The sequence below is a fragment of the Labrys sp. HAY1-8F genome, assembly GCF_056754975.1.
The window spans coordinates 3,130,418-3,156,896 of the sequence record NZ_JBPGWZ010000002.1; the positions used below are offsets into that span (position 1 = coordinate 3,130,418).

Consider the following 26,479-nt stretch of genomic DNA (forward strand, 5'->3'; position numbering starts at 1 on the left):
TGCGCGCCTGAAAAGAAGAGCGGGCAGGATGTCCGCGCTCCAATCATGCCGCCAGGCCGCGCTTCTTCAGCAAGGCCTCGGGCTTGGGATCATGGCCGCGGAAGTCGCGATAGGCCTGCGCCGCATCTTGCCGGTTGCCGGCGGCATAGACGAACTGCTTGAGCTTGCGGGCCGTCTTGCCATCGAAGATGTCGCCGGTCTCGACGAAGGCGTCGAAGCCGTCGGCATCGAGCACCTCCGACCACAGATAGGAATAATAGGCCGAGGAATAGCCGTCGCCCGAGAAGACATGCTGGAAATGTGGGGGCCGGTGGCGCATCACCATCGCCCGGGGCATGTCGATCTCGCCGAGCACCTTGGCCTCGAAGGCGCCGACATCGAAGCCCTCGGCTTCCTTCAACAAATGCATTTCGAGATCGACCAGGGCGGAGGAAACATATTCCACCGTGGCAAAACCCTGGTTGAAGGTGCGGCTGGCGAGCAGGCGATCGAGCAGGGCCTTCGGCATCGGCTCGCCCGTGCGATAGTGCACGGCGAAGCGCTGCAGCACTTCGGGCTGTTCGAACCAGTGCTCGTAAAGCTGAGAAGGGAATTCGACGAAGTCGCGCGCCACGTTGGTGCCCGAGAGCAGGGGATAGGTGACGTCCGACAACAGGCCGTGCAGGCCATGGCCGAACTCGTGGAACAAGGTGCGGGCGTCGTCGAAGGACAACAGAGTCGGTTGCCCATCCGCGCCGCGGGCGAAATTCATCACATTGACGATGATCGGGTTGATCGCGCCGTTCAGCCGCTCCTGGCTGCGGAAGGCGCTCATCCAGGCACCGCTGCGCTTGGAGGGCCGGGCGAAATAATCGCCATAGAACAGGCCGATGCTCGTCCCGGCCGCATCCGTAGCCTCGAAGGCCCGCACGTCCGGATGATAGACCGGCACGTCCTTGCGTTCGGTGAAGGTGATGCCGAACAGGCGGTGGGCCGTGTCGAAGGCTGCCTCGATGATCTTGTCGAGCTGCAGATAGGGCTTGAGCTCGGCCTCGTCGAGGTCGAATTCCTGACGTCGCTTCTTCTCGGCATAATAGCGCCAGTCCCAGGCTTGCAGCGCGATGTTGTCGCCTTCCCCAGCCGCCAGGGCCTCGAGGCCTTCGCGCTCGCGTTCGGCCTGGCTGCGGGCCGGCTGCCAGACCGAGCGCAGGAGATCGAGCGCGGCCTCAGGCGTGCGGGCCATCGAATCGTCCAGGCGATAGTGGGCGAAGGTCTGATAGCCCAGGAGCCTGGCGCGCTCGGCCCGGAGCGCCACCATTTCGGCGATCAAAGCGCGGTTGTCCGTTTCGCCGCCGCCCTCGCCGCGGGCGAGCCAGGCCTTGAAGGCCGTTTCGCGCAGGTCCCGGCGGGCGGAAAACTGCAGGAAAGGTTCGATCAGTGAGCGCGACAGCGTGACGACATGGCCGCTCTCACCGCGATCCGCCGCGGCGCTGGCGCTGGCGGCGCGCAGGAAATCGGGCAGGCCGGCGAGATCGGCCTCGCCGTCGAGCTTCATCGACCAGGCCTTCTCGTCCTTCAGCACGTTCTGTCCGAATTGGGTGCCGAGACTGGCAAGGCGTTCGGAAATCGCCGCCAGGCGCTGCTTCACCTCTTCGGGCCTGCCGGCGCCGGCCCGACGGAACGCGGTGTGATAGCGATCGAGCACCCGGGCCTGCTCGGGCGACAGGCCGAGCTCCGCCCGCCGGGCGAAGACGGCATCGATACGCCGGAACAGAGCGTCGTTCAGATAGATCGCGGTGTGATGGCGCGACAGGATCGGCGCCATCTCGCGCTCGATCGCCTGCAATTCGTCATTGGTGTCGGAGCCCGCCAGGTTGAAGAACACCGAGGCGACCTGGTCGAGCGCCCGGCCCGAACGCTCCAGCGCCGCCAGGGTGTTGTCGAAGCTCGGCACCGAGGCATTGTCGGCAATCGTGGCGATCTCCGCCTTGTTTTCGGCCAGCGCCGCTTCGAAGGCCTGACGATAATGCTCGGTGCGGATATCGGCGAAGGGCGGCGCTTCGAAGGGGGTGGACCAACGGGCCAGGAGGGGATTGACGTCAGCGGACATGAGGACCTCGATTCGGGTACGGCCCTTATAGCAGCCGACCTACCACAAGCCGATTCCTCCTGATCCGTGCGACGGGCACGATCAGGAGGAATCGGCAAGATATCAAACATCTTCAGAGTTTCCCGGCGGGCCTCACGGACAGGCCTCACCGGGAAACTCTGCTTGGTTCGAAATATGCATTATCTTTTGATTTTGGAGGGCACCATGGCCGATGATGACGACCCGGCGACGCCGGCCGATTCCAAGCTCACCCGCACCAAGCAGCTCTGGGCCCAGGCCGGCAAGTTCCTCACCGGCCAGGCGTCCCGGCCCGAGAGCGACCGCCTGCCGCCGGGCCAGCATCTCGTCAAGGATTGGCCGGTGCTCGATCTCGGCCTGCAGCCCAGCATCGACAAGGCGCGCTGGCAGCTCGATGTGTTCGGTGCGGTCGAGAATCCGCTCGTCTGGGATTTTGCGGCCTTCTCGGCCCAGCCCCAGGTGACGCAGGTCTGCGACATCCACTGCGTCACCACCTGGTCGCGCTACGACAACCATTTCGAGGGCCTAACCACGCTGGCCCTCGCCGAGATCGTACGACCCAGGCCCGAGGCTGGTCATGTCGTGCTGCATTCGGCTGACGGCTACACCACGAACCTGTCCCTGCAGGATTTCCTGGGGGAGGACGTGCTGCTCGCCCACGCCTGGGAGGGCAGGCCGCTGACATCAGACCATGGTGGCCCGGTACGCCTCGTCGTGCCCCGGCTCTATTTCTGGAAGAGCGCCAAATGGCTCAGCCGCATCGAATTCGCCACCCGCGACAAGCCGGGATTCTGGGAAGTGCGCGGCTATCACAACCGCGGTGATCCCTGGCGGGAGGAGCGTTACAGCGAGTGAGGGCGTCTGGGACCGCCGGCTTTCCAGCCGACTCCTGGAAACCCGGCGTTTCATGATTGATTGAAAGAGCCGGCTGGAAAGCCGGCGATCCTAGGATAAAGCTAGTTCGTCCCTACCCATCCACCTTGAGCGCGGCGATGAAGGCTTCCTGCGGAATGTCGACGCTGCCGAACTGGCGCATCTTCTTCTTGCCTTCCTTCTGCTTCTCCAGAAGCTTGCGCTTGCGGGAGATGTCGCCGCCATAGCATTTGGCGGTGACGTCCTTGCGCAGAGCCCGGATAGTCTCGCGCGCAATGATCTTGGCGCCGATCGCCGCCTGGATCGGGATCACGAACATGTGCTGTGGGATGAGGTCCTTCAGCTTCTCGCACATGGCGCGGCCGCGGCTCTCGGCGCGGTCGCGATGCACCAGCATCGAAAGCGCGTCCACCGGCTCGGCATTGACCAGGATCTGCATCTTGACCAGATCGCCTTCCTTGTAGTCGGTCAAATGATAATCGAAGGAGGCGTAGCCCTTCGATACCGACTTCAGGCGGTCATAGAAGTCGAACACCACCTCATTGAGTGGCAGGTCGTACTGCACCATGGCGCGCTTGCCGACATAATTGAGATCGACCTGCACACCGCGCCGGTCCTGGCAGAGCTTGAGGATCGAGCCGAGATAGTCGTCCGGCGTCAAGATGGTGGCGCGGATCCACGGCTCCTCGATCGAGGTGATCTTCACCACATCCGGCATGTCGACCGGATTATGCAGCTCGATATGGCTGCCGTCGGTCATGTTGATCTTGTAGATGACGGACGGCGCCGTCGCGATCAGGTCGAGATTGAACTCGCGCTCCAGGCGCTCCTGGATGATTTCCAGGTGCAGCAGCCCAAGGAAGCCGCAGCGGAAGCCGAAGCCGAGCGCCGCCGAGGATTCCATCTCGAAGGAGAACGAGGCATCGTTGAGGCGAAGCCGCCCCATGGCGGCGCGCAGATCCTCGAACTGCGCCGCATCCATCGGGAACAAGCCGCAGAACACCACGGGCTGGGCCGGCTTGAAGCCCGGCAGCGGCACGATGTTGGTGTTCTTGCGATCATCGGTGATGGTGTCGCCGACACGGGTATCGGCCACTTCCTTGATCGCCGCCGTGATGAAGCCGATCTCGCCCGGCCCGAGCTCGGCGATGGCCTGCATCTTCGGCCTGAAGACGCCGAGGCGATCGACCTCGTAATGCGCATCGGTGCCGATCATCTTGACGCGCTGGCCCTTCTTGAGCGTGCCGTCGAAGATGCGCACCAGCACGACCACGCCGAGATAGGCATCGTACCAAGAATCCACCAGCAGCGCCTTGAGCGGGGCGTTGCGGTCGCCCTTGGGCGCCGGCAGGCGGGTGACGATGGCTTCCAGCACCTGGTCGATGTTGAGGCCGGTCTTGGCCGAAATCGGCACGGCCTCGGAGGCATCGATGCCGATCACGTCCTCGATCTGCTGCTTGATGCGGTCCGGTTCGGCCGCGGGCAGGTCGATCTTGTTGAGCACCGGCACCAGCTCGTGATTGGCGTCGATGGCATGATAGACATTGGCGAGCGTCTGCGCCTCGACGCCCTGGGAGGCGTCGACCACCAGGAGCGAGCCTTCGCAGGCCGCGAGCGAGCGCGACACCTCATAGGCGAAGTCGACATGGCCGGGCGTATCCATCAGGTTGAGGATATAGTCCTTGCCGTCCTGGGCGCGGTAGTTCAGGCGCACGGTCTGCGCCTTGATGGTGATGCCGCGCTCGCGCTCGATATCCATGGAATCGAGCACCTGCTCGACCATTTCACGGTCGGTCAGCGTGCCCGTGGCCTGGATCAGACGATCGGCAAGGGTGGACTTGCCGTGGTCGATATGGGCCACGATGGAGAAATTCCGGATATTTTCGATCAATTCTTCGCTCATCCGCGCGCAATAGCAGGAAGGGATGATTGCGCCAAGGACAAATGGGGATTCCAGGCCGGCCGAGGCCTGTTTGCGGGCCCCACCGGCCCTAGTTCTAGAACGGGCCGTGCGAAGCGATGTTGCGGATCACCTCGTCCAGCACGCCGATCCTCTCGCCATAGACCTTGTCGAGGCAGGCGGTATCGGCGCCGCAGGCCTCGCGCGTCTTGATCCAGGCCTGCTGAGCCTCGCCGATATTGCCGCGCTGGCCCATGGCCACCAGGGACATCGAGACGCCGTAGAGCGTCGCCATGCGCGCCTCGGCCTGGCCGAGGGCGTAACTGCCGCAGACGGCTTTTTCGGCGGGGGAAGCTGCCTTGGCACAATCGAGGGGCGCATAGTCGCCCGCTTGCGCCGTGGAGGAGAACAGCAATGCAGCCATGGCGATGATGACGAATCTGCCTTTCAAGGGTCACCCTTTCCGGTTTGTATGGAAGCGAAGTTCTCCTGGAACCCCACATCATTCCATCCGTTGTGAGACAAAGAGACTAAGGAAACGCACATGCTGCTGAAAGGATCCTGCCATTGCCGCGCCGTGACGTTCAGCGTCGAGGCAATGAGCCCTGCCCCGTTCATGCATTGTCATTGCTCGATCTGCCGCAAGACGGCGGGATCGGGCGGCTATGCCATCAATCTCGGTGCCCATGCCGAAAGCCTGAAGGTGGAGGGACGCGAGCATCTGCGCATCTATCACGCCGTCCTGCGCGAGGAAGGGCAGGCCGACCAACGCTCGCCGGCCGGGCGCCATTTCTGCGGGGAATGCGGCAGTGCGCTCTGGCTGTGGGATCCGCGCTGGCCGGAACTGATCCACCCGCACGCCTCGGCGATCGATACGCCGCTGCCCAAGCCGCCGGAGATCGTGGAGATGATGCTGGCCGATGCTCCCCGATGGGTCGATGTACCATCCGGTCCCGGCTATCTGCATTTCGACACCTATCCCGAGGAATCGCTGGAGGACTGGCACCGGCGTCATGGCCTGTTGAGCGAATGAAGCGGGCGGGATCGGCCAAAGCCGCCCGCCCGCGCAAGAGCACTTGCTGTTTGCAATTGGTCTGGATGTGGTAAATCGACACCAAGGAGCCCTCGATTGCACCGGGATAGGAAGGGACGGCCATGAGCACGCAGGACGACGATCTCAGCCAATTTCACGCCTATGGCGCGCCGCCCCTGCCGCAGGCCGATATCGAGGGCTGGCTTGATCACGACGACGCCCGCATCTGGCATGCTTCGTATGGCGACGGGCCGCCGGTGATCCTGCTGCATGGCGGTCTCGGCCATGCCGGCAATTGGGGCTACCAATTGCACGATCTGCGGGTCGCCGGCTATCGCGTTGTCCTGGTCGACAGCCGTGGCCACGGCCGCAGCACGCGTAACGACAGGCCTTATTCCTATGAGCTGATGGCCTCCGACGTGCTGGCGGTGATGGATCGGCTCGGCCTGGACAAGGCCCGCTTCGTCGGCTGGAGCGACGGCGCCTGCATCGCCCTGGTGCTGGCGGCCGAGAACCCCGCCCGCTCGTCGGGCGTGTTTTTCTTCGCTTGCAACATGGACCCCAGCGGCACCAAGGAGATGGAGCCGAGCCCCGCGCTCGACCGTTGTTTCGCCCGGCACCGCCAGGACTATGCCGCACTGTCCGCCACACCGGATAGCTTCGAGCCCTTCGTCGCCGCCGTCAGCGAGATGATGCGGACGCAGCCCAATTATAGCGCGAGCGATCTAAGCGCGATCGATGTGCCCGTGGAGATCGTATTGGGTGAGCATGACGAGTTCATTCGCCCCGACCATGCAGCCTATCTTGCCCGCACCATTCCCGGCGCGACGCTGACCGTTCTGCCAGGTGTGAGCCATTTCGCGCCGTTGCAGCGGCCGGCACTTTTCAACCGGGCGGTGCTCGACTTTCTTGGCAAGCTCGCGTCATAGCGGCCCGGTCAGGTGGCGAGGCGCGCGGCCCAGCCCGAGACGGCCACCGCCAGGGTCTTGAGGTGGTCGGCAGCCGAAAAACCGGAAACGGACTTGCGCGGCTTCAGGTCGTGGTCGCCATCCTCCAGCCACAGGATTTCGATGCGGGGCGACAGCGTATAGGTCGCGACCTCCTCGCGCGTGCCGAACAGATCGCGCGTGCCCTGGGCGATGAGCGCCGGGGTGCGCATGTCGGCGAGATGGGCGGTGCGCAACTGCTCGGGCTTGCCGATGGGATGGAAGGGGTAGCCGAGGCACAACAGACCGGCGATGCGGCCTTCGGCCTGGAGATCGTCGGCGATCATGCTGGCGACCCGGCCCCCCATCGATTTGCCGCCGATGACGAGAGGTCCAGCCGCGCCCAATGCTTCGATGGCGGCGCGATATTCGCCTTCCAGCGTTTCGGCGCGCGGTGGCGGCTTGCGGGCGCCCGATTGGCGCCGCGCCGCCATATAACCGAATTCGAACCGGGCCATGCGCAATCCGGCTGCAGCCAGCGCCCCGGCACTGGCGGACATTGCGGCCGAATCCATTGGCGCTCCGGCACCATGCGCGAGCAGGACGGTGATCCTTGCATCCTCGGGTCCGTCCATGAGGAAGTGCAATGCCATATGAATACCTTGGCCCTAACCGCGGATGACGGCACGCCCAGTCGTCATCAAAGGCTAGCGCCGCGATTCATGCAATTGCCGGAACTGCGTGACTCTGCTTCGGGAAGGAGAAAACTCCTGCGATGTTCTCTCGTTCAGGACACACGTTCCTCGCGTAGTGCTTGTCCGAGCAAAGAAGCCATGATCGAGGAAGACAGACAGTATAGGAGGATGCAAACCAACCAGGACATTATTTCCCCCAATCCAGTCTGGTGTTAGCCAGCCCAGTTACCAACACGTCGTGTGCTTCCGTTGAGACAGTTGACACTTTGATCGATCTGCCCGGGTTGCCGGCACGCAACTACCTTCCGTCATTCGTGCCTTCATATTATCGAGACTGGAGGTAATGGCAATCAACAATACGCTCGTATCTTCGATTTAGGGCCATAATTATTATTCAAATTGTTTGAATTGCATATTTGCCGCCGGGAGAGGCCGCTCAGGTTCCGACCCGAATCGTGGCGAGATGGTCGACTCTTGCGGGTGTAGCATGGATCTGATACTTAGCCTTATGGCTTATCGTATCGAGCAGCTCGACGAGATCTTCCTGGCCCTGGCCGACCCGACCCGACGGGCCGTGCTCGGACGTCTGGGGCGGGGGCCGGCCAGCATCAGCGACCTGGCCGAACCCTTCGACATGGCCCTGCCCTCCTTCATGAAACATATCCGCATGCTTGAGGGTACGGGCCTGATCAGCACCCGCAAACAGGGGCGCGTGCGGACCTGCACCATCGAAAAGCAGACTTTCGCCGCCGTCGAGGGCTGGCTGGCTGCCCAGCACGCGATATGGGAGGGCCGGACCGACAGGTTGGAACGCATCGTCGCCACCATGCTCGACAAGGAGCCGCCGACGTGACCCGCCACTTCGACCCCGAACTCGACCTGCGTATCGCTCGCGTTATCAAAGCGCCGCGGGCCATCGTGTGGCAGGCCTGGACCGAGCGCGCCCTCTTCGAACAATGGTGGGTGCCCGCCCCTGCGCGATGCCAGGTCGTCGACATGGATCTGTCCCCGGGTGGCGCCTTCGTGACCCGGATCAGCGAGGATGGCGGCACCTTTCAGCCCCATCTCGACGCCTGTTTCCTGACCGTCGACGACCGGCGGCGCATCGTGTTCACCAATGCGCTCACCCGCGGCTGGCGCCCCGCCGAACAGCCGTTCATCACGGCAGTCGTCGATTTCGCCGACCACCCAGACGGAACCGACTACACTGCCCATGTCATGCACAAGAGCGACGCCGATCGCGCCCTGCATGAAAAGATGGGGTTCCATGACGGCTGGGGCACCGTGACGGGGCAACTGGCGGCGCTGGTCGAAAAGCGGGCGTGATCGGACCGGATTCCTGGAATCTATCTTCCCCGACACGAAAATCTCTCCTCCCGGGCCTGTATTGCGGTCGCAGTTCGACTGTTCAGCCCGCGGCGCGTACCGCGCAGCAATGCATGTCCTCGCCATGCGGGCGGCTCGCAAAAGCCTCGCTTTGCCTATTGCATAACTAAATGCCACTTATGTATTATTGAATGATATTTTTGTATACAATTTAATTGATGGATGACACAGAACCTGACAATGTGTGGACACAACCTCATTCAGAAGGTTGACCGAGGAGGTGTTCCATGGCTGGCAAGCAACGCGGCGGCACGTCGCAACCCGCGCAGGAGCGTGGTCTCAGCAGACGCGGTTTCCTGAATCTAAGCGCGAAGGGACTGGCGGGTGCGGCCTCGGCAGCCCTTGTCGGCCAGGCGGCGTGGCCAGGCTCGTCCCTGGCGAAAACGGCGCCCTCCGACATCGTGATGATGGACGCCATCCCGCTCTCGCAGGCGATCAAGTCGAAATCAATTTCCTGTGTGGAGGTGATGACGGCCTATCTCGACCACATCGATCGCCTCAACCCCACTGTCAATGCCATCGTCTCCCGGCAGGAGCGCGGTGATCTCCTCAAGCAGGCCGGGGAGCGCGACGCGCAGCTCGGCCGCGGCGACTATGCCGGCTGGATGCATGGTTTCCCGCAGGCGATCAAGGACCTCGCCGACACCAAGGGCATCCGCACCACGCAGGGCTCGCCCTTGTTCAAGGACCGCATTCCCAAGACCGATGCGCTTTTCGTCGACCGCATGAAACACGCGGGCAGCATCATCATCGGCAAGACCAACACGCCGGAGTTCGGCCTGGGGTCGCAGACCTACAACCAGGTCTTCGGCACCACGCTGAATGCCTATGATCACAGCAAGACCGCAGGCGGCAGCAGCGGCGGCGCCGCGGTGTCGCTGGCCATGCGCATGCTGCCGGTCGCCGATGGTAGCGACCATGCCGGCTCGCTGCGCAACCCGTCGGCCTTCAACAATGTGCTGGGTTTCCGCACCTCCTTCGGACGGGTCCCCTCACCGGGTGCCGACGTGTTCGACGCCGCGCTCGGCGTGAACGGACCGATGGCGCGCAACGTCTCGGACCTTGCTCTGCTGCTCGCGGTGCAGTCGGGCTACCACGCTGCCGCGCCCCTCTCCCTCCACGAGGATCCCACGCGCTTCACCGAGCCTTTGAAGCGCGACCTGAAGGGCGTGCGCATAGCCTGGCTTGGCGATTGCGGCGGCTATCTGCCCTTCGAACCGGGCGTGCTCGACCTGTGCAGGGCAGCTCTCAAGACCTTCGAAGCGCTCGGCTGCACCGTCGAGGAAGCCAGGCCCGATTATCCCATCGAGAATGTCTGGCGCAATTGGCTGCCGCTGCGCGCCTGGCAGACCGGCTCCGGCCTGAAGGTGCTCTATGACGATCCGGCCAAGCGCGCCTTGCTCAAACCGGAGGCGCAATGGGAGATCGAGAACTATCTGAAGCTCAGCGCCGTCCGACTCTCCGATGCCGCTGCCGCGCGCACCCAATGGTACCAGGCGGTCCGCACTTTCATGGAGCGCTACGACTACTTCATCCTGCCGTCGGCGCAGGTTTTCCCCTTCGACGCCACCACCCATTGGCCCAAGGACATCAACGGCCAAGCGATGGACACCTATCATCGCTGGATGGAGGTGGTGATCCCGGTCACGATGTCCGGCTGCCCCGCCATGAGCGTGCCGGTCGGCTTCAACGATCGTGGCCTGCCCATGGGCATGCAGCTCGTTGGGCGCAATCATGCCGAGATGTCCGTGCTGCAGCTCGCCTACGCCTATGAGCAGGCCACCGGCTGGCCTCAGAACAGGCTGCCACCGGCGCTCAAGCCGGCGTGAGGCGACCGGCCGAGGCACGCCAGTCCCCGAAGCGCGTGCCTCGGCTTTCTCGGGCCGTGAAAGGAATGGCAGCTTGCCGGCATCGGTAGAAGGCGCGATATGGGCCTATGACCGAGCGCCGAGCCACCCAATTGCGGGATTCGATCGAGGACGAGATCGCCACCGGGCAGTTGAAGCCGGGTGAGCGCCTCGACGAAGTGTCTCTCGCCGAACGTTTCGGCGTCTCGCGAACGCCGATCCGCGAGGCGCTGCAGCAGCTTGCCGCCGCCGGGCTGGTGGAGCTGCGAACCCGCCGGGGTGCCATCGTCAGCGCGCCTGATCCCAGCCAGCTCATGGAAATGTTCGAGGTCATGGCGGAACTGGAGGCCATGTGCGGGCGCCTCGCCGCCCGCCGTCTCCTGCCCGAGGACGAACAGGCTCTCGTCGCGGCCCTGGCGGCCTGCCAGGAGGCTGCCGCCAATGGCGATCCCGACAGCTATTACTATGAGAACGAGACGTTTCACCGCGTCATCTATCGCGCCAGCGGCAACAAGTTCCTGGCGAGCCAGGCAGTGGCCCTCAACAAGCGCCTGGCTCCCTTCCGCCGCCTGCAGCTACGCGTGCGCAACCGCATGAAGACCTCGCAGAACGAGCATGAGGCCGTAGTCGCCGCCATCCGCGCCGGCGAGGCCCAGCATGCCGCCGAGCAACTGCGAGCCCATGTCGCCGTGCAGGGCGAGCGTTTCGGCGACTTGATGTCATCGCTCGGCAAATCCCGCAGCACCGGAGCGTAACCCCGGCGGATGGGACTTCCATCCAGGCGAGAAACCCCCTAAGATCCGTCACGGCGCTGCGAGACGCCTCCGGACCCGCGGGAAGGGCTCAGCCCCCTCACAATCATCGACATCAGGACGACCTGCCCCTGTGCAGCCGATTGCGGGTCTTCGGCTCTGCGCACATGGAGGCACCATGAAAACCCTTCCGGTTTCGCCCGACCTTTCGCACCTCAAGAACCAGGCCAAGCAGCTATTACGGTTCGCCCGCAACGGCGAGAGCGAGGCTCTTCGCCATTTCGCCGAATGCCTGCCCTCGGCACGCGGCCTCGAGCCGGCCGGGCTTGCCGGCCGCCAACTCGCGTTGCACGACGCTCAGTCCGTCATCGCGCGCGACTACGGCTTCCGCTCCTGGAGCGAGCTCAAGCACTATGTCGAGTGGACGCGCAGCGCCACAGCCGAGAGATTGCGGACCTGGCTCACTTGGGTATTGGAGGGCAATGCCACCCAGCGCCATCTGGCGCAACGCACCCTTGCCGAACAGCCGGCGCTGTTCGCGCAGGACCCGTGGCTCGCCTGCGTCACCGGCGAAGAGGTTCAGCTCAGGGCGCTCATCGCCGAAGATCCGGCCTTCGTGAACCGCAGCGGCGGCCCGCTCGCCATGCCGCCATTGATCGGCACCAGCCATTCCGGCCTGATCCGCGTACCGGGCTTCAAAGAACCGCTGCTCGCCTGCGCCCGTCTGCTGCTCGCCCATGGCGCCGACGTCAACGCCAGCTGGACGGACCCGCGCTGGCCGGATTCGCCGCTTTCCGGGCTCTATGGCGCGGCTGGACGCACGCATGACGAAGCCATGACCCGGCTGCTGCTCGAAGCGGGCGCCGATCCGAATGACAATGAATCGCTTTATCATTCGGTCGAGGGCTCCGACGATGTCGGCACCCGCCTGCTGCTCGCCGCCGGCGCGCGCGTCACTGGCACCAATGCCCTGGGCCGGGTGCTCGATTTCGACAAGCTCGACACGCTCAGGCTGCTGCTGGCGCATGGCGGCGATGCCAGGGAACAGGCCTGGATCCATCATGCCATCCTGCGGGGACGCTCCAGCGCCCATGTCCGGGCCTTGCTGGACGCCGGCGCCGATCCGCGTGCCACCGGCCATGGCGGCGTGAGCCTCTATCGCTATGCCCAGCAATATGGCCGCACCGATGTAGCAGCCATGCTGCAAGCGATGGGAATCGAGGAGGAACTCACCCAGGAAGAGGCTTTCGTGGCGGCCTGCACGCGGGCTGACCGAGCCGCGGCCGCCGATATTCTCGCAAGGGAGCCGGATATTCTCGCCCGCCTTTCGGAAAGACAGCTCAGGACCCTGCCTCTGCTTGCCAGCAACGGCGCGATCGAGGCCGTCCGCGTCATGCTCGGCCTGGGCTGGCCCCGCGAGGTGAAGGAGCATGAATGGTCGGCGACGGCGCTCAACAAGGCGATGTTCCAGGGCGACGCCGCCATGCTGCGCCTGCTGCTGGAAGAGGGAGCCGATTGGCGCACCGAGCACGGCTTCGGCAACAACGTCCTCGGCACGCTCTCCTATGCCAGCCAGGCGGAGGATATCGCCAGCGTCATGCCGCAGGACTATGTCGGCTGTGCACGGGCCTTGGTCGAGCACGGCGTGCCGCTTTCGGCGTTCGAAGGCTATGATTTTTCAGACGATGTCGCGGCCTTTCTCAGGGACCAGGCACCGGCGTCGACCTGACGGCCCTCACTCCAGATTGGTATGACGCGCCCGCATCGTCTCGGCGGTCTCGCCGAGACGATCGCGCAGCTTCAACACGATGATCTCGAACACCAGCATCTGCGCCGTCTCGAACAGCGATCCCATCGGCAATACGGAAACCCGCCCGCCCCGGTCATCCGCCATGGTCTGGGCCGGAATGGTGAAGACGATATCGGCGAGCTTGGGTGTACGCGCTTCGGGCTGGGCCGTGACCACGGCAACCTGGGCGCCGGCCTTGCGGGCGACGCTGATCAAGGCATCGCCAATATTGGAAGCGCCTGGCCCGGAGGAGACGAAGAGGAGGTCGCCGGGGCCGATCGGCGGTACCGTCATGTCGGCGACGACGTGGACGTCGAGCCCGAGATGGAACAGGCGCATGGCCAAGCCGCGCATCTGCAGCCCCTCGCGCCCGGCGCCATAAATGGCGATACGGCCCGCCGTGGCGAGCGCTTCGATCAGGCCATCGGCGGCGTCGGCGGGAAGGGCCTTTACCACTGTGGCAAGGTCGTCGAGAGCGCTGAGGCTGAGGGCGGGGATGGTCTCCGTCATGACAGATCCAGTTTGTTGCTTAAGAAAACGAACTAAGTTCTAGACGTATGCCAAGCAATCCGCAACGGGGACTTCATGCTTGACTCCACTATAATGGATAAATAATCTCACATTATGGAATCAGCCGATACCACTATCGATACTGAGCTGGGCGGGCGCATCAAGGCGTTGCGCGGCCAGATCCATCTGACCATCGATCAACTCGCCGCCGCCAGCGGTGTCAGCCGCGCCATGATCTCGCGTATCGAGCGCGGCGAGTCGAGTGCCACCGCCCAATTGCTTGCCCGGCTTGCCGGCGGCCTCGGCGTCAGCCTGTCCACCCTGTTCGCCGCCGTGGAGCCGGCGGCTTCGCCCCTGGCCCGGCGCGCCGAGCAGCCGCTCTGGCGCGACCCCGCCACCGGCTATCTGCGCCGCTCGGTTTCGCCCGCAGCGGCCAATGGCATCCTCGACCTTGTCGAGGTTGAGCTGCCCGCGGGTGCCCTCATTCCCTTCGAACCCCAGGCAACCGCCTTCGACCAGCTGGTCTGGCTGCAATCGGGCAGCCTTACCATGACGGTCGATGGCGAGGCCTTTCCGCTCCAGCCGGGCGACTGCCTGCATATGCGGCTCGACAAGCTCGTCATGTTCCACAATCCGGGCGACGGGCCGGCGCACTATTTCGTCGTGCTCTGCCCCTCACGACAGGTTTCCCGATGACCGGCCCCACCATTGCCATCGCAACGCCGCAAGAGGCGGAAGCCCTCATTCCCGCTTTGGCTGATATCCTGATCGACTGCGTCGAGGGTGAAGCCTCCATCGGCTTCATGCTGCCGCTCGCCCGCGAGGAGGCGGAGGCCTTCTGGCGCGGCGTCGCCGCACGGGTGGCAGAGGGCACCACCCTGCTGCATGTCGCCTATCTCGACGGCAGGCCGGTCGGCACCGTGCTGCTCAGCCCTGAAAGCCGCCCGAACCAGCCCCATCGCGCCGACGTGCAGAAACTGATGGTGCACAGGCGCGGCCGCAATCTCGGTATCGCCGCCGCGCTGATGGCTGCCCTCGAGGAGAGCGCCCGGGCCAGCGGCCGCATCGTACTCTGCCTCGACACCGCCACCGGCTCCTCGGCCGAGCGGCTCTATGACAGGCTCGGCTGGCAGAAGGCCGGCGTCATTCCGCGCTATGCACTCTGGCCGCAGGGCGGCTATTGCGACACCACCTTGTTCTGGAAAGATTTAGATCGATGATCATCCGTCCCGCCACCCCGGACGACCTGCCAGATATCCTCGCCATCTACAACGATGCCGTGCTGAACTCGACGGCGATCTGGAACTGGAACACCGTCGATCTCGCCAACCGCCAGGCCTGGTTCGACCTGCGCAAGAGCCAAGGCTATCCCATCCTCGTCGCCGACGTCGAGAGCACGGCGATCGGCTATGCCAGCTATGGCGACTGGCGTCCCTTCGACGGCTATTGCCACACAGTAGAGCACTCGATCTATGTCGCCGGAACGGTGCGGCGCCAGGGTGCCGGGGCTGCCTTGCTGGATGCCCTGATCGGCGCAGCACGCGATGCCGGCAAGCATGTCATGTTGGGCGGCATCGAGGCCGGAAACGAACCCTCGCTCGCCCTGCACCGGCGCTTCGGCTTCACCGAGACGGCGCGTATGCCCGAAGTCGGCCAGAAATTCGGCCGCTGGCTCGATCTCGTCTTCATGCAGAAGACGCTCAACGGCTGAGATCTACGGTATCCCGGGAACGAGCAGGCTCCCGAGCCTCTCGATCAGCGACTGCCTGTCATGATGACGGCGCACCCAGTCCCGGCCGAGTTCTGCTCGCCTTGACCGCTCGCCGGAATCAGCCAACGCCTGGGCGCAGCAATCAGCAAAAGCCTGCGGGCTCTCGGCGATCCAGCCGCCGGCTTCTTGTGGCCAATCGAGTCCCGCCGCGCCGGCCGGGGTCGATACGAAGGCAACGCCATGGGCCGAGGCTTCGAGCAGCTTGATGCGGGTGCCGCCACCGCTGAGCAGCGGCGCCAGAGCAAGGGCGGCATCCCGATAGAGCCCGGCAATATCCGGCACGAAGCCCGCCACCTCGACATCATCCTGTGCGGCAAGCGCGAGGATGGGCGGCGGCGGCTCGGCACCGGCGACCACGAGGCGGCAGGCCCCGCCGGCCTGATGGCGCAGATGCGGCATCACCTCCCGCGCGAACCAGAGCACGCCCTCGACATTGGGCTCATGCGACAGCGAACCGACGAAGACCAGCGTGGCGCCATCGTCACTTCGGCGTGGCTCAGCCGGCAAGGCGACCGCATTCTCGATAACGTCACAGGCAAGGCCGGCATGACGCGATGCCAAGAGCCGGGCCTCCTGCTCGCTGGAGACGAAGACGCGGCCGAAGCGGCCGGCATAGCGCTCGATCAGGCCATCAAAGGCGCAGGCCTCCTGCTCGAGCCAGGCGGCACGGGCCTCGTCATGCCGGGCTCGCGCCGATACGGCCCGCAGGCCGAAAGCGACCGCATCGTCCTCGTCGAGATCGATCGTCGCCGTCGCGCCCCTGCCGAGAATATCGATGCAGGGCGCCAGATAAGAGCGCCCGACATGCACGATATCCGGATCGCAGGCCGCGATCAGGCCTGCAATCTCAGCCATAACCGGCGCGGAAAGATGGCTCGCGATGCTCGGCTTGCCATAGGCCTGGAAGAGCTGCAGGCGCCGGCCAGGATCGGTGACCCTGGCGAGCATTTGGAAGGCGGTATCGCGGCGCCCGGCGCAGGCGACGACATGGAGCCGGACGTCGAGTTCGGCATAGAAGCCCGGCGCGACGCTGGTTCCACCGGCAGCCGGCACCACGATCAGCTCGACCGAGGCCATGCGGGCCAGCGCCTCCAGAAACAGGCCCATCCGCATGGCCAGCCCGTTTCCGGTCCTGTCCGGCATGATCGGGCTCACAAAAACGGCCCTGCGGCGCATCATGATCCTTTCCGCCGAAACAAGTGCAATCGTGGTGTTCCTAGAGCGTTTTGCAGGAACCGCCTACAGCTTCATTTCGAAAGGCTGCGGCCGTGTAAGGTTTTCCGGCCGCAGCACGGCATCGAGTTGCTCGCGCGGCATCAGCCCTTTCTCCAACACGAGTTCATAGACACCGCGCCCGGTGGCATGGGCCTCCATCGCCACTTCGGTGGCATGGCGGTAACCGATATAGGGATTGAGGGCGGTGACGATACCGATCGATTGTTCGACGCTGGCGCGCAATCGCTCGCGATTGGCCGTGATGCCGGTGATGCAGTTCTTTTCCAGCGACAGGCAGGCGGCGCGCAGATGATCGATGCTGCGGAACAGGCTGTAGGCGATGATCGGCTCGAACGCATTGAGCTGGAGCTGTCCGGCCTCGGCCGCGAAGGTGATGGTGACGTCATTGCCGATCACCTCGAAGGCGACCTGGTTGACCACTTCCGGGATCACCGGATTGACCTTGCCCGGCATGATCGAGGAACCGGCCTGGCGCGCCGGCAGATTGATCTCGTTGAGCCCGGCCCGCGGCCCGCTGGAGAGCAGGCGCAAATCGTTGCAGGTCTTGGAGAGCTTCACGGCCACGCGCTTCAGCACGCCCGAGAGCTGCACGAAGGCGCCGCAATCCTGGGTGGCTTCGACCAGATTGGGCGCGGTGATCAGGTCGATGCCGGTGATCTCGGCCAGGCGTTTGCAGACGATATCGGCATAGAGCGGATGGGCGGTGATGCCGGTGCCGATTGCGGTGGCGCCCATATTGATCTCGCGGATCAGCCCGGCGGCTTCGGCAAGCCGGGCCTCGTCCTCGGCCAGCATCAGCCCATAGGTGCCGAATTCCTGTCCCAGCGTCATCGGCACGGCGTCCTGGAGCTGTGTGCGCCCCATCTTGAGGATGTCGGCGAACTCTTCCGCCTTCGCCTCGAAGGCCCGGCGCAGGATAGCCATCGCGTCGATCAGCCGGCCGATGCCAAACCAGGCCGCGATCTTCAGGGAGGTCGGATAGACGTCGTTGGTGCTCTGGCTCTTATTGACGTGCTCGTTGGGATGCAGATGGCTGTACTCGCCGCGCCGATGGCCCATGAGCTCGAGCGCCCGGTTGGCGATCACCTCATTGGCGTTCATGTTGGTGGAGGTGCCGGCGCCGCCCTGGATGAGGTCGACCACGAACTGGTCGTGCAGCGCCCCGGCCTTGATCTCCTCGCAGGCCGCCACGATGGCGGCGGTGCGCTTGTCGTCAAGCAGGCCGAGTTCGCGGTTGGCAAGCGCGGCCGCCTGCTTGATCGAGGCCAGGGCCCGGATCAGGTCAGGACAGGTCGCCACGGTCTGGCCGCTGATCGGGAAGTTCTCGACGGCCCGCAGGGTGTGGACGCCATAATAGGCGTGCGCGGGCACCTCGCGGTCTCCCAAGAGGTCGTGCTCGAGGCGGAATGCGATCTCAGACAAGGCAGGTTTCCTCCGGCCAAGCATCAAGCAGAATTTCCGGGCGCGGCCCACGGACGTGCCGCGCGGGGAAATTCTGCAAATGCTTGATCTCTTGCAGCTTCCTCTTGATCGCGCCCATGGCACGATCAAGAGGAAGCTGCATGGGGTTCTCCCCGGGGCAATGGCGAGTTGCGGCTTCGCGCGCACCGAAGCGTGCATTGGGCAATGATGGACAACCGGGCGGAACGAAGCGGTTCTTGCTTTGCCGGCTCCGTTCCGCCGGGCCGGGAAGGCTCATACGCCTGGCCGGGACTCCCCGCCAATGCTATCGCGGCAAAGCCTATTCCAAATCTGCATAACCTTCAGGCGACGGCCACCTGCGCCGCTTTCCACACCCTGTCGACGAAGGGCCGGGAACGGTCGGCGCTGCGGTAGAGCCGGATATCCATCGGCATTTCCGGGGCGATCACCGTCAAGGACCCCTCGGCGATCTCATCGGCGACAAGGCTGCGCGGCAGCCAGGCAACGCCATGGCCGTCCAGCGCCATGAACTTCAAGGCCTCGGCCATGGAGCCCTCATTGGTGTGGGCGAGATAGGTTACCGGCGCTCCCTCGCGAGCCTGGGCGATGGCGGCGAGCAATCCCAGGAAAGAGCCGCGCGAATAATGCAGCAGCGGCACGCGCTCGTCGCCGGCCTGCCAGCTGCGGCGTTCGGGCCGCGCCGCCACCGCGACCAGGCTGTCTCGCCCGACGGTGAGAAAGGCAAAGCGTTCGGGATCGAGCGGCACCGAGATATTGGGATGATGGAAGGTGAGCAGGAAATCATAGCCGCCTTCCACCAGCGCCTGGATGCAGGTGTGGAAATTCTCCGGCAGCACGCGGCTCGTCACCGGGCCGACTTTGCGCCGGATTTCCGTGAGCCAACCCGGCAGGAAGGTCAGGCAGAGGGCATGCAGCGCCGTGACGGCGAGCACTGGCAGCTTGCTGCCCTCCTGGCGGCTGCGGAACTGCGAACGGCTGAGGGTGAGCAGGTGCACCGTTTCCTCGGCCGTCTCGCGGAATTGCCGGCCATCAGCGGTCAGGGTGATCGGAAAAGTACTGCGGTCCAGCAATTCGGTACCAAGCCAGACCTCGAGCGCACGAATGCGGCGGCTGAAAGCGGACTGAGTGATGTTGCGGTCCTCCGCCGAGCGCGAGAAGCTGCGCGTCTCGGCCAAGCTCAGGAAATCCTCAAGCCATTTCAGTTCCAAGGCCATTCCTTCCGGTGTGACGAGACGGGCAAGCGCGTGAGAGGCCGGATTGTTTGCCATGATTGGCTTCGCCGCCGCCATGCCGCATTCCCGCTCTGGCATGCAGCGCGGAGTGATGCAATCATACCGTCCTCTCGACCAGTTGCGTGGCCCCGGTGTCGCTGCTCTCCGAACTGATCCTCGCCACGGCCCTCGCGGCCGTGCTCATCTTCAACTGGCGGATCGCCTGGCAGCCAGCCTGGCTGCGCATCGGCGTCGCTGCGGGCCTTTTCTGCCTGTTCACCCTGCTGATCCTGCGGGTCGCCGGCATGCCGGCCGCGCCGGTGCTCGACGCCGACACCCGCATCGCCACCTGGCAGCGCGGCCTGATCGCCCTGTGGTGGTTGCTTGGCGCGCGGTTGACGGTCGGTATCCTGCCGCTGGTCCTCTGGCAGAAGCGCGAATCGAGCCAGCCCAAGATCGCTTCGGACCTCCTGGCCGGCCTGACCTATCTCACCGCCGTGCTGGCCATCGTCAATTTCGTCTTCGACCTGCCCGTCCGCGCCCTCCTGGCCACCTCCGGCATCATTGCCGTCGTGCTCGCCTTGGCCCTGCAGAACACGCTGGCCGACGTCTTCGCGGGCATCGCCGTCGGTATCGAGCATCCCTATGTGGTCGGCGACCGCATCGGGATAGATGGCTCCTTCGAGGGCGTGATCGTCCAGATCAACTGGCGCTCCATCCATGTGCGCACCGATGGCAACGACATCGTCACCATCCCCAACAGCCTGATCTCCAAGTCACGTGTGATCAATCGCAGCCGGCCGAGCACCAGGCGCGATGATTCGGTCCAGGTCGCCTGCGATTCCACGGCCCGGCCGGACCTTGTCCTGGAATATCTGCGCCATGCGGCGCTGCTGACACCCAAGCTTCTCTCCAGCCCCGCCCCCGGAACCTCGCTGGCGCGCATCGGTGCCCGCACCAACAGCTATGACATCAGCTTTTCGGTCGCGCATACGGACCATCTCGGCGCGGCCAAGAGCGCGCTGCTCGGCCAGGTGCTACGGCAGTTCCACTATCACGGCATCCGCCTGGTCAATCCGGGCGCCATCTCGACGCCGATCGGGCCGGTCCAGGTCAGTCTCGGCCCGCTGGAGACCCTGCCTCCCGAGCAACTCCTTGGCGACATTCCGCTCTTTCGCGAGCTCTCGCCCCAACAGCGAGCCGATCTCTCCACCAAAATGATCAAGCGCCATCTCGAAGCAATGGCGACGCTGGCGTCGCAAGGGGGCACCCTCTCATCCCTGATCGTGGTGGCCTCCGGCGTGCTGGAGGCGAGCCGGACCATCCGCGACCATTCCCATGTGGTGGGACGCCTGGGGCCGGGCGACCATTTCGGCGAACTCGGCCTCATCACCGGCGCGCCCAATGCAGGCACGATCCTGGCACTGACCCGCTGCATCATCTTCGAACTGCGCAAGGAGGATCTAGATCCTATCCTTGCCGCCGAACCTGGGCTGTCGGAAGCGTTCGAAGCCTCGGTCCGCCGGGGCCAGGCGTTCCTTGCCCGTGACGAGGCGGCCGCTACCTATGCCCAGCCGGGGCCGCCCGCGCAGTTCCTGGCGCAGATCCGCGCCTTCTTCAAGACGTGATTCCCGGGACCGCCAGCATCCTGCTGGCTCTTGGAAATGTTGCGTTTGCAGAATGGAAGAGCCAGCAGGATGCTGGCGGTCCCAGGATGGAAGTGGTGAAGCCGCGCGCGGCATAGTATGCCTTCCCAATCCCCTCGGACTCGTCAGATGCCTCCCGATTCGCGCCGCCTTCGCTTCGTCTATTTCCTGGTTGCCGGATCCGGCCTCGTCAATGTCGCGCGGGCGATGAGCCTGTCCTTCCTGGCGGTGAAGCTGCAGCAGTCCTTCGGACTGGGTCCCGCCGCCATCGGCGTGTTGCTCGGCACCGGCCCTCTTCTCGGCGCCATCGCCGCTCCCGTCGCCGGGTCGCTATCGGATCGCGTCGGCCGGCAATTCATGCTGGTGCTGATGCTGGTGCTGACAGCCCTCTCCCTCGTCGGCATGGGCTTTGCCCAATCGGTCACCGCCTTCTGTGCCGCCCAGATCGTCGCGGCCGTCTCCATCGCGGTCTACGAGCCGATCTCGCGTGCCCTGATGAGCGACATCTGCCCGCCGGAACTGCGGCTCAAATATTTCTCCTGGCGCTATATGGCGGTGAATGCCGGCTGGGCCGTCGGTCCGCTGATCGGGATCGCTGCCGGTGCTGCCTTCGGCCTGCTGTTTACCCTTGCCGGCTGCATCTACGCCGCTTTCGCTCTCGCGCTCCATCTGGTTGGCGTGCCTGCGGATCCGAAAGTCTCCGGGAGCGACGCGGCCGAGGAACGCGTCTCCGCCCTGGCCAGCATTCGCGCTGCGGCGCGTGATCCGCGCCTGACTTTCTTCGTCGGCGGCGGCACACTGCTGATCGCCGTCTACGGCCAATGGTCCGCCACCCTGGCGCCCTATCTGAGCACGACTCTGGAAGGCGGCGTGGACCTCTTCGCCTATCTCCTCTCGATCAACGGACTGGTCGTGCTTGTCGGCAATCTGTTCGCACGCCGGCTGATCGAAAAGGTCGGCGCCCTCCACGCGATGGTGTTGGGGTGCATCCTCATCCTCGCCAGCGAGCTCGGTTTCCTGGCTTCCAGCGGTTTCACCGGCTTCGCCCTCTTCATGGTGCTGTTCACCATCGGCGAGATCCTGGTGGTGCCGTCCGAATATCTCCTGGTGGACGGCATCTGCAACGCCCGAAACCGGGGCAGTTATTTCGGCGCCCACTCCTTCTCGACCATCGGCAATTTCTTCGGCCCGGCGCTCGGCGGCCTGATGGCCGGCACCTTCGGTGGCGCCGGCATGTTCCTCACCTTCGCTGCCTTCGCCGCGGCCAGCGCCGTGATGTTCACCATCGGCACGCGCATGCCGCCGCCGCGTCCGCGCACCCAAGGTGCCCCGGCAGCAGCCGCCATCGAGGTTTCAGGCCTCAGCTCACGCTTGCGTTATGCCTGAACCTCTCAGGCATAGCCGAGGCAGCACAGAGCCACCGGCCCGGTCATGATCGCGCGGCCGTCCGGCAGCAGTTCGATGGAGAGGGCTCCGCCCGGCAGATGCACGGTGACGCTGTTGCCGTCTACGAGCCCGCGAAGGCGCCCGGCATAGGCGGCGACGCAGGCGCCGGTACCACAAGCCTGCGTCAGGATGCCCGGCCGCTCCCAGACCTTGAGGCGCAGCGTGGTGCGATCGACGACTTCGGCCACGCCGACATTGACGCCCTCCGGGAACAACGGATCGTTCTGGATGGTCGGCGCCACGGCCCTGACATCGACGGCGTCGAGATCTTCGACGAAGAACACCGCGTGCGGATTGCCGATATTCAGGGCGAGGCCATCGCGAAGCGGGCCGCTGATAAGCGCCAGATGGGCGGTATCGACCTCATGAGCAAGCGGAATCTGGTCCCAGCCCATCACGATCGGCCCGAGCGTCACGGCCACCGCCATCGGCCCCGCCCGACGGCAGGCCAGCAGGCCTCCGCCCGTCTCCAGCACCAGTTCATCCCGCCCGCTCTCTTCCAGCAGGATATGGGCGACGCAGCGCGTAGCATTGCCGCAAGCCCCGGCCTCACGCCCATCGATGTTGAAAATACGCATGCGGGCATAGCTGCCGCCGGCTGCCCCGACGGGTGTCGGCGTCTCAATGGTGAGGACCTGCTCGGCCCCCACGCCCGCCTCGACGTCGCAAAGGCGTACGATGTCGGCCACCGGCAAAGCACGCGGATGCACGCGCTGGTCGAAGATCACGAAGTGGTTCCTCAGGCCGTGCATCTTGACGAAGGGCTTCAGCCCCTCGAGGCCGGGCGGCAGCGCTTGGGCGAGGTAATCAGGCAGCAGCATCGGGGCAGGGCCTCATGGCGCAGGGTAACCACGACCGGATTTGTATTGTCCGGCAATTGACACATGCCTAGAGAAGATCCACCCTGAACGAAACAAATATTACTTCCAGGGAACAGCGTGGGGACATGATGGCAGGCCAGCAGCTTTCTGCGCGCGACCGGCTGCGCCCCTGGTATCTGCTCTCTCCGACCCTGATCGTGCTCACCGTGCTGATGGTGGTGCCCATCGTCATCATGACGGTGTTCAGTTTCTATCAGTTCGTCACGGCCGGGGTGGAGAAACAGGTCTTCACCACCGCGAACTGGCACGAATTCTTCACCGACAGCTTCTACCACCTCTTCCTGTGGAAGACGGTGAAGGTGGCGGCGATCACCGCCATTCTCTGCGCATTGCTCGGCTATCCGCCGGCCTATTTCATCGCGATGACGCGCACGCGGCACAAATGGCTGCTGCTCCTCCTCTTGATCGTGCCCTTCTGGATCAGCTTCACCATCCGCACCTTTTCCTGGATCCACATCCTGGGCGAACAGGGCATCATCAACGTGGTGCTGATGAAGCTCGGCCTGATCTCCGAGCCGCTGCGCATGCTCTACACCCAGGGCTCGGTGATCATGGGCATGATCCATTTCTTGCTGCCCTATATGATCCTCAACATCTATGTCAGCCTCGAGGGCATCGACCGCAATTTGATCTCGGCGGCGCGCACGCTGGGCTGCACCCAGGGCCAGGCCTTCCGCGAGGTGGTGCTGCCGCTGTCCCTGCCGGGCCTGATGGCCGGCCTGCTGCTCTGCTTCGTGCTGGCGGCGGGCAGCTACGTCACCCCGCAGGTGCTGGGCTCGACCCGTGACGCGCTGTTCGGCAATTTGATCTACGATACCATCATGACGCAGCTGAACTGGCCGCTGGGCTCGACCCTCTCCATCGTGCTGCTGGTGCTGCTCGGCATCGTGGCTATGATCTACAGCCGCTATATGGGCCTGTCGCGCATCTTCAAGGGGCTGAGCCAATGAGTGACCTGCCCGGCGTGGAGAAGGATTGGTCCTGGCAGGTGGTGAAGCTGTTCACCATCCTGGTCTACATCTTCATGTTCGCACCGATCCTGGTGGTGGTGATCCTCTCCTTCAACGATTCGCAGTTCGGCGGCTTCCCGATGACCGGCTTCAGCCTGCGCTGGTACAGCAAGCTGATGGAGAACGAGGCGGTGATCCGCGCCTTCAAGACCTCCCTTTGGGTTGCCCTGATCACCGCGGTGATCTGCACGGTGCTGGGCATCATGGGGGCGATGGCGCTGGTGCGCTACGACTTCCCCGGCAAGCAGTTCATCAACACGCTGCTGATCGCCCCGGCCCTGGTGCCGGAGACGGTGCTCGGCGTTGGTCTGCTGCTTTTGATGCGCTGGGCCCAGCAGCCACGCACGCTGGTGCTGCTGGTGCTCGGGCATATCATGCTGGCCCTGCCCTATGTCATTCTGGTGGTGCAGTCGCGGCTCATCGGCATCCGCCGGGTCTATGAGGAAGCAGCCCTGTCGCTGGGCGCCAACCGCTTCCAGACCTTCCGCGAGATCACTTTGCCGCTGCTGATGCCGGCCGTCATCGCCAGCCTGCTGCTCGTCTTCACCATTTCCTTCGACAACGTCACCGCCAGCCTGTTCTGGCGCCCTTCGGGCGTCGAGACCATGCCGACGCAGATCCTGTCGATGCTGAAAGTTTCCATCAGCCCGGAGATCAACGCCCTCGGCGCGTTGATGATCCTGCTGACCGTGGGAGTGCCGCTCATCGGCGGCGGCCTTGCCCGCTATCTCGCCCGCGGGATCCGATAAGGCATTTTCCAGAAAGGTTGATGGACTTTTTGACTAAGAAAATGCGTCAAGACACCGAGAACCACCAGGAGGGGAACCCAACCAATGACAATGTCGCAGACCAGGCGCCTGGAGCGCCTCAAGGAACGTTATCTCAATGGCGGCATGAGCCGCCGCACCTTCCTCGGCCTCACCGCGGCAGCGGCGGCCGGGGCCGGCATCAATCTGAAGTGGGGCGGCCCGGCCCTTGCCGCCGCCAAGGACGTGCGCTTCGACGGCTGGGGCGGCAGCGTGCAGGAGGCCATGGATAAATATGCCTTCAAGCCCTATTCGGCCAAAACAGGCAACAACGTGGTGCAGGGCACCTTCGGCGATGAGAACGAGATCATCACCAAGGTCAAGACCGCTTCGCCCGGCGAGTTCCAGGTGATCCATTCCTCAGGCGTCGAATATTACAAGCGCTATGTCGATGCCGGGCTGACCACCAAGCTCAACGAAGCCAACATTCCAAACATGGCCAACATCATGCAGGTGATGTTCGAGCCATTCCGCAAGATTTCGCCGGACCTGTCCTGCGTGCCCTACGACTACGGCACCACCGGCATTGCCTACAACACCAAGGTGATCTCCGAAGCCGAAGCCAAGGAGAAGGGCGTCAATCTGCTGTTCGACCCCAAATACAAGGACAAGATCGGCGGCTACGGCAACATGATCACCCGCGTCTGGTATGCGGCATTGGCCCTGGGCCAGGACCCCAACGCCATCAAGGACATCGATGCTGTCTGGGACAAGGTTCGCGAGCAGCGCGACCTCGCCAAGAAATACTGGTCGTCGGGCGCCGAGCTGATGGATCTGCTCTCCAAGGGCGAGGTGGTGGTCACCGATGCCTGGTCGGGACGCGTCGCCGCCCTGCAGGCCCAGGGCGCGCCGATCGGCTATCTCGATCCGCCCGGTTCCTATGCCTGGATGGAGGACCTCCTGGTGCTCAAGGGCGCCCCGATGGCCGAGTGCGAGGAACTGCTCAATTTCATGCTGCAGCCCGAGGTGATGATTGCAGTGGCGGAAGGACAGAGCTATCCGCCCGCGCTCGATCCCACCAAGGTGAAGCTGACCGACAAGGTCAAGGCGCTGCCCGCCTTCGACCCTACCGGCAAGATGGCTTCGCTGACCTTCGCCGATGCCGCCTATTGGGACAAGCACACGGACGAGTGGACCAAAGCCTGGGACCGCATCGCCAAGGGCGGGTGATCTCCCACCCGAGAAATCCGGGCTGGCGAGCTTCGCCGGCC

General features: G+C 64.4%; 26 protein-coding genes. 16 read left to right on the forward strand and 10 right to left on the reverse strand.

Annotation, left to right across the window (positions count from 1 at the left end):
- Window positions 1–43: 43 nt before the first annotated feature.
- Window positions 44–2,089: a M3 family metallopeptidase gene (locus ACR9ZN_RS23525; RefSeq protein ID WP_481273302.1), complete on the reverse strand. Its 2,046-nt coding sequence runs from the start codon at window positions 2,087–2,089 to the stop codon at window positions 44–46.
- Between the two features lie 204 nt (window positions 2,090–2,293).
- Between ACR9ZN_RS23525 and ACR9ZN_RS23530 the strand changes: the two genes are divergently transcribed.
- Complete coding sequence (locus tag ACR9ZN_RS23530) at window positions 2,294–2,962, forward strand: sulfite oxidase-like oxidoreductase (protein WP_481273303.1); 669 nt, start codon at window positions 2,294–2,296, stop codon at window positions 2,960–2,962.
- A 112-nt stretch (window positions 2,963–3,074) separates the two neighbouring features.
- Here ACR9ZN_RS23530 and lepA read toward each other — a convergent pair whose 3' ends face one another.
- Both lepA and ACR9ZN_RS23540 read right to left on the reverse strand, forming a co-directional pair.
- Window positions 3,075–4,883 carry a translation elongation factor 4 gene (lepA, locus tag ACR9ZN_RS23535; protein WP_434958846.1) on the reverse strand — a complete coding sequence of 603 codons (1,809 nt, stop codon included), beginning with the start codon at window positions 4,881–4,883 and terminating at the stop codon, window positions 3,075–3,077.
- Between the two features lie 94 nt (window positions 4,884–4,977).
- The gene (locus ACR9ZN_RS23540; protein WP_434958847.1) at window positions 4,978–5,331 is read right to left on the reverse strand and encodes a lysozyme inhibitor LprI family protein; all 354 of its coding nucleotides are present in this window, start codon (window positions 5,329–5,331) and stop codon (window positions 4,978–4,980) included.
- Window positions 5,332–5,424: 93 nt separating this feature from the next.
- Here ACR9ZN_RS23540 and ACR9ZN_RS23545 point away from each other — a divergent pair, with 93 nt between their 5' ends.
- Together ACR9ZN_RS23545 and ACR9ZN_RS23550 are read left to right on the forward strand one after the other, a co-directional pair.
- Window positions 5,425–5,913: a GFA family protein gene (locus ACR9ZN_RS23545; protein ID WP_441772240.1), complete on the forward strand. Its 489-nt coding sequence runs from the start codon at window positions 5,425–5,427 to the stop codon at window positions 5,911–5,913.
- Window positions 5,914–6,035: 122 nt separating this feature from the next.
- Window positions 6,036–6,842, forward strand: coding sequence for an alpha/beta fold hydrolase (locus ACR9ZN_RS23550; protein WP_481273304.1), 807 nt, complete (start codon window positions 6,036–6,038; stop codon window positions 6,840–6,842).
- Between the two features lie 8 nt (window positions 6,843–6,850).
- On the opposite strand, the gene ACR9ZN_RS23555 is transcribed toward ACR9ZN_RS23550, so the two are convergent.
- On the reverse strand, window positions 6,851–7,492 hold the full coding sequence (locus ACR9ZN_RS23555; protein ID WP_481273305.1) for an alpha/beta family hydrolase: 642 nt from the start codon (window positions 7,490–7,492) through the stop codon (window positions 6,851–6,853).
- Window positions 7,493–8,021: 529 nt separating this feature from the next.
- Between ACR9ZN_RS23555 and ACR9ZN_RS23560 the strand changes: the two genes are divergently transcribed.
- The 5 genes from ACR9ZN_RS23560 (at window position 8,022) to ACR9ZN_RS23580 (ending at window position 13,248) form a co-directional block, all read left to right on the forward strand.
- Window positions 8,022–8,387 carry an ArsR/SmtB family transcription factor gene (locus tag ACR9ZN_RS23560; RefSeq protein ID WP_441772237.1) on the forward strand — a complete coding sequence of 122 codons (366 nt, stop codon included), beginning with the start codon at window positions 8,022–8,024 and terminating at the stop codon, window positions 8,385–8,387.
- The gene (locus tag ACR9ZN_RS23565; RefSeq protein WP_434958852.1) at window positions 8,384–8,860 is read left to right on the forward strand and encodes an SRPBCC family protein; all 477 of its coding nucleotides are present in this window, start codon (window positions 8,384–8,386) and stop codon (window positions 8,858–8,860) included. Before ACR9ZN_RS23560 ends, ACR9ZN_RS23565 begins: the two co-directional genes overlap by 4 nt.
- A 287-nt stretch (window positions 8,861–9,147) precedes the next feature.
- Entirely contained in the window at window positions 9,148–10,749 is a 1,602-nt protein-coding gene (locus ACR9ZN_RS23570) for an amidase (protein WP_481273306.1), read from the forward strand.
- A gap of 107 nt (window positions 10,750–10,856) precedes the next feature.
- Entirely contained in the window at window positions 10,857–11,522 is a 666-nt protein-coding gene (locus ACR9ZN_RS23575) for a GntR family transcriptional regulator (RefSeq protein WP_454811508.1), read from the forward strand.
- Window positions 11,523–11,697: 175 nt separating this feature from the next.
- Entirely contained in the window at window positions 11,698–13,248 is a 1,551-nt protein-coding gene (locus ACR9ZN_RS23580) for an ankyrin repeat domain-containing protein (protein ID WP_481273307.1), read from the forward strand.
- Window positions 13,249–13,254: 6 nt separating this feature from the next.
- Here the strand turns inward: ACR9ZN_RS23580 and ACR9ZN_RS23585 are convergent, their stop codons facing one another.
- Entirely contained in the window at window positions 13,255–13,818 is a 564-nt protein-coding gene (locus tag ACR9ZN_RS23585; RefSeq protein WP_454811512.1) for an SIS domain-containing protein, read from the reverse strand.
- A 114-nt stretch (window positions 13,819–13,932) separates the two neighbouring features.
- On the opposite strand from ACR9ZN_RS23585, the gene ACR9ZN_RS23590 reads away from it, so the two are divergent.
- From ACR9ZN_RS23590 to ACR9ZN_RS23600, 3 genes are read left to right on the forward strand one after another with little or no spacing between them, the layout of a single operon-like run.
- Window positions 13,933–14,514, forward strand: a complete 582-nt coding sequence (locus tag ACR9ZN_RS23590; protein WP_434958857.1) for a helix-turn-helix domain-containing protein — start codon at window positions 13,933–13,935, stop codon at window positions 14,512–14,514.
- The gene (locus ACR9ZN_RS23595) at window positions 14,511–15,038 is read left to right on the forward strand and encodes an N-acetyltransferase family protein (RefSeq protein WP_481273308.1); all 528 of its coding nucleotides are present in this window, start codon (window positions 14,511–14,513) and stop codon (window positions 15,036–15,038) included. Before ACR9ZN_RS23590 ends, ACR9ZN_RS23595 begins: the two co-directional genes overlap by 4 nt.
- Window positions 15,035–15,529: a GNAT family N-acetyltransferase gene (locus ACR9ZN_RS23600; RefSeq protein ID WP_434958859.1), complete on the forward strand. Its 495-nt coding sequence runs from the start codon at window positions 15,035–15,037 to the stop codon at window positions 15,527–15,529. Before ACR9ZN_RS23595 ends, ACR9ZN_RS23600 begins: the two co-directional genes overlap by 4 nt.
- A 3-nt stretch (window positions 15,530–15,532) precedes the next feature.
- Here the strand turns inward: ACR9ZN_RS23600 and ACR9ZN_RS23605 are convergent, their stop codons facing one another.
- The 4 genes from ACR9ZN_RS23605 to ACR9ZN_RS23620 all read right to left on the reverse strand — a co-directional run bounded on the left by ACR9ZN_RS23605 (window position 15,533) and on the right by ACR9ZN_RS23620 (window position 19,476).
- Entirely contained in the window at window positions 15,533–16,768 is a 1,236-nt protein-coding gene (locus ACR9ZN_RS23605; RefSeq protein ID WP_454811517.1) for a glycosyltransferase family 4 protein, read from the reverse strand.
- A 60-nt stretch (window positions 16,769–16,828) separates the two neighbouring features.
- Complete coding sequence (gene aspA / locus ACR9ZN_RS23610) at window positions 16,829–18,247, reverse strand: aspartate ammonia-lyase (RefSeq protein WP_481273309.1); 1,419 nt, start codon at window positions 18,245–18,247, stop codon at window positions 16,829–16,831.
- Entirely contained in the window at window positions 18,240–18,389 is a 150-nt protein-coding gene (locus ACR9ZN_RS23615) for a hypothetical protein (protein WP_434958862.1), read from the reverse strand. The genes aspA and ACR9ZN_RS23615 overlap by 8 nt, the downstream gene beginning before the upstream one ends.
- Window positions 18,390–18,588: 199 nt before the next feature.
- Window positions 18,589–19,476 (reverse strand): LysR substrate-binding domain-containing protein, encoded by an 888-nt coding sequence (locus tag ACR9ZN_RS23620; protein WP_434959736.1) that lies wholly within the window; start codon window positions 19,474–19,476, stop codon window positions 18,589–18,591.
- Window positions 19,477–19,622: 146 nt separating this feature from the next.
- On the opposite strand from ACR9ZN_RS23620, the gene ACR9ZN_RS23625 reads away from it, so the two are divergent.
- Together ACR9ZN_RS23625 and ACR9ZN_RS23630 are read left to right on the forward strand one after the other, a co-directional pair.
- The gene (locus tag ACR9ZN_RS23625) at window positions 19,623–21,107 is read left to right on the forward strand and encodes a mechanosensitive ion channel family protein (protein WP_434958863.1); all 1,485 of its coding nucleotides are present in this window, start codon (window positions 19,623–19,625) and stop codon (window positions 21,105–21,107) included.
- Between the two features lie 147 nt (window positions 21,108–21,254).
- A complete protein-coding gene (locus tag ACR9ZN_RS23630; RefSeq protein WP_481273310.1) occupies window positions 21,255–22,511 on the forward strand; it encodes an MFS transporter in 1,257 nt (418 codons plus the stop codon).
- Window positions 22,512–22,516: 5 nt separating this feature from the next.
- Here the strand turns inward: ACR9ZN_RS23630 and dapF are convergent, their stop codons facing one another.
- Window positions 22,517–23,392: a diaminopimelate epimerase gene (gene dapF, locus ACR9ZN_RS23635; protein ID WP_454811523.1), complete on the reverse strand. Its 876-nt coding sequence runs from the start codon at window positions 23,390–23,392 to the stop codon at window positions 22,517–22,519.
- Window positions 23,393–23,517: 125 nt separating this feature from the next.
- On the opposite strand from dapF, the gene ACR9ZN_RS23640 reads away from it, so the two are divergent.
- From ACR9ZN_RS23640 to ACR9ZN_RS23650, 3 genes are all read left to right on the forward strand, one after another.
- Complete coding sequence (locus tag ACR9ZN_RS23640; RefSeq protein ID WP_481273311.1) at window positions 23,518–24,402, forward strand: ABC transporter permease; 885 nt, start codon at window positions 23,518–23,520, stop codon at window positions 24,400–24,402.
- Window positions 24,399–25,211, forward strand: a complete 813-nt coding sequence (locus ACR9ZN_RS23645) for an ABC transporter permease (protein WP_481273312.1) — start codon at window positions 24,399–24,401, stop codon at window positions 25,209–25,211. Before ACR9ZN_RS23640 ends, ACR9ZN_RS23645 begins: the two co-directional genes overlap by 4 nt.
- A gap of 84 nt (window positions 25,212–25,295) precedes the next feature.
- Complete coding sequence (locus tag ACR9ZN_RS23650; RefSeq protein ID WP_434958867.1) at window positions 25,296–26,438, forward strand: extracellular solute-binding protein; 1,143 nt, start codon at window positions 25,296–25,298, stop codon at window positions 26,436–26,438.
- Window positions 26,439–26,479 lie beyond the last annotated feature (41 nt).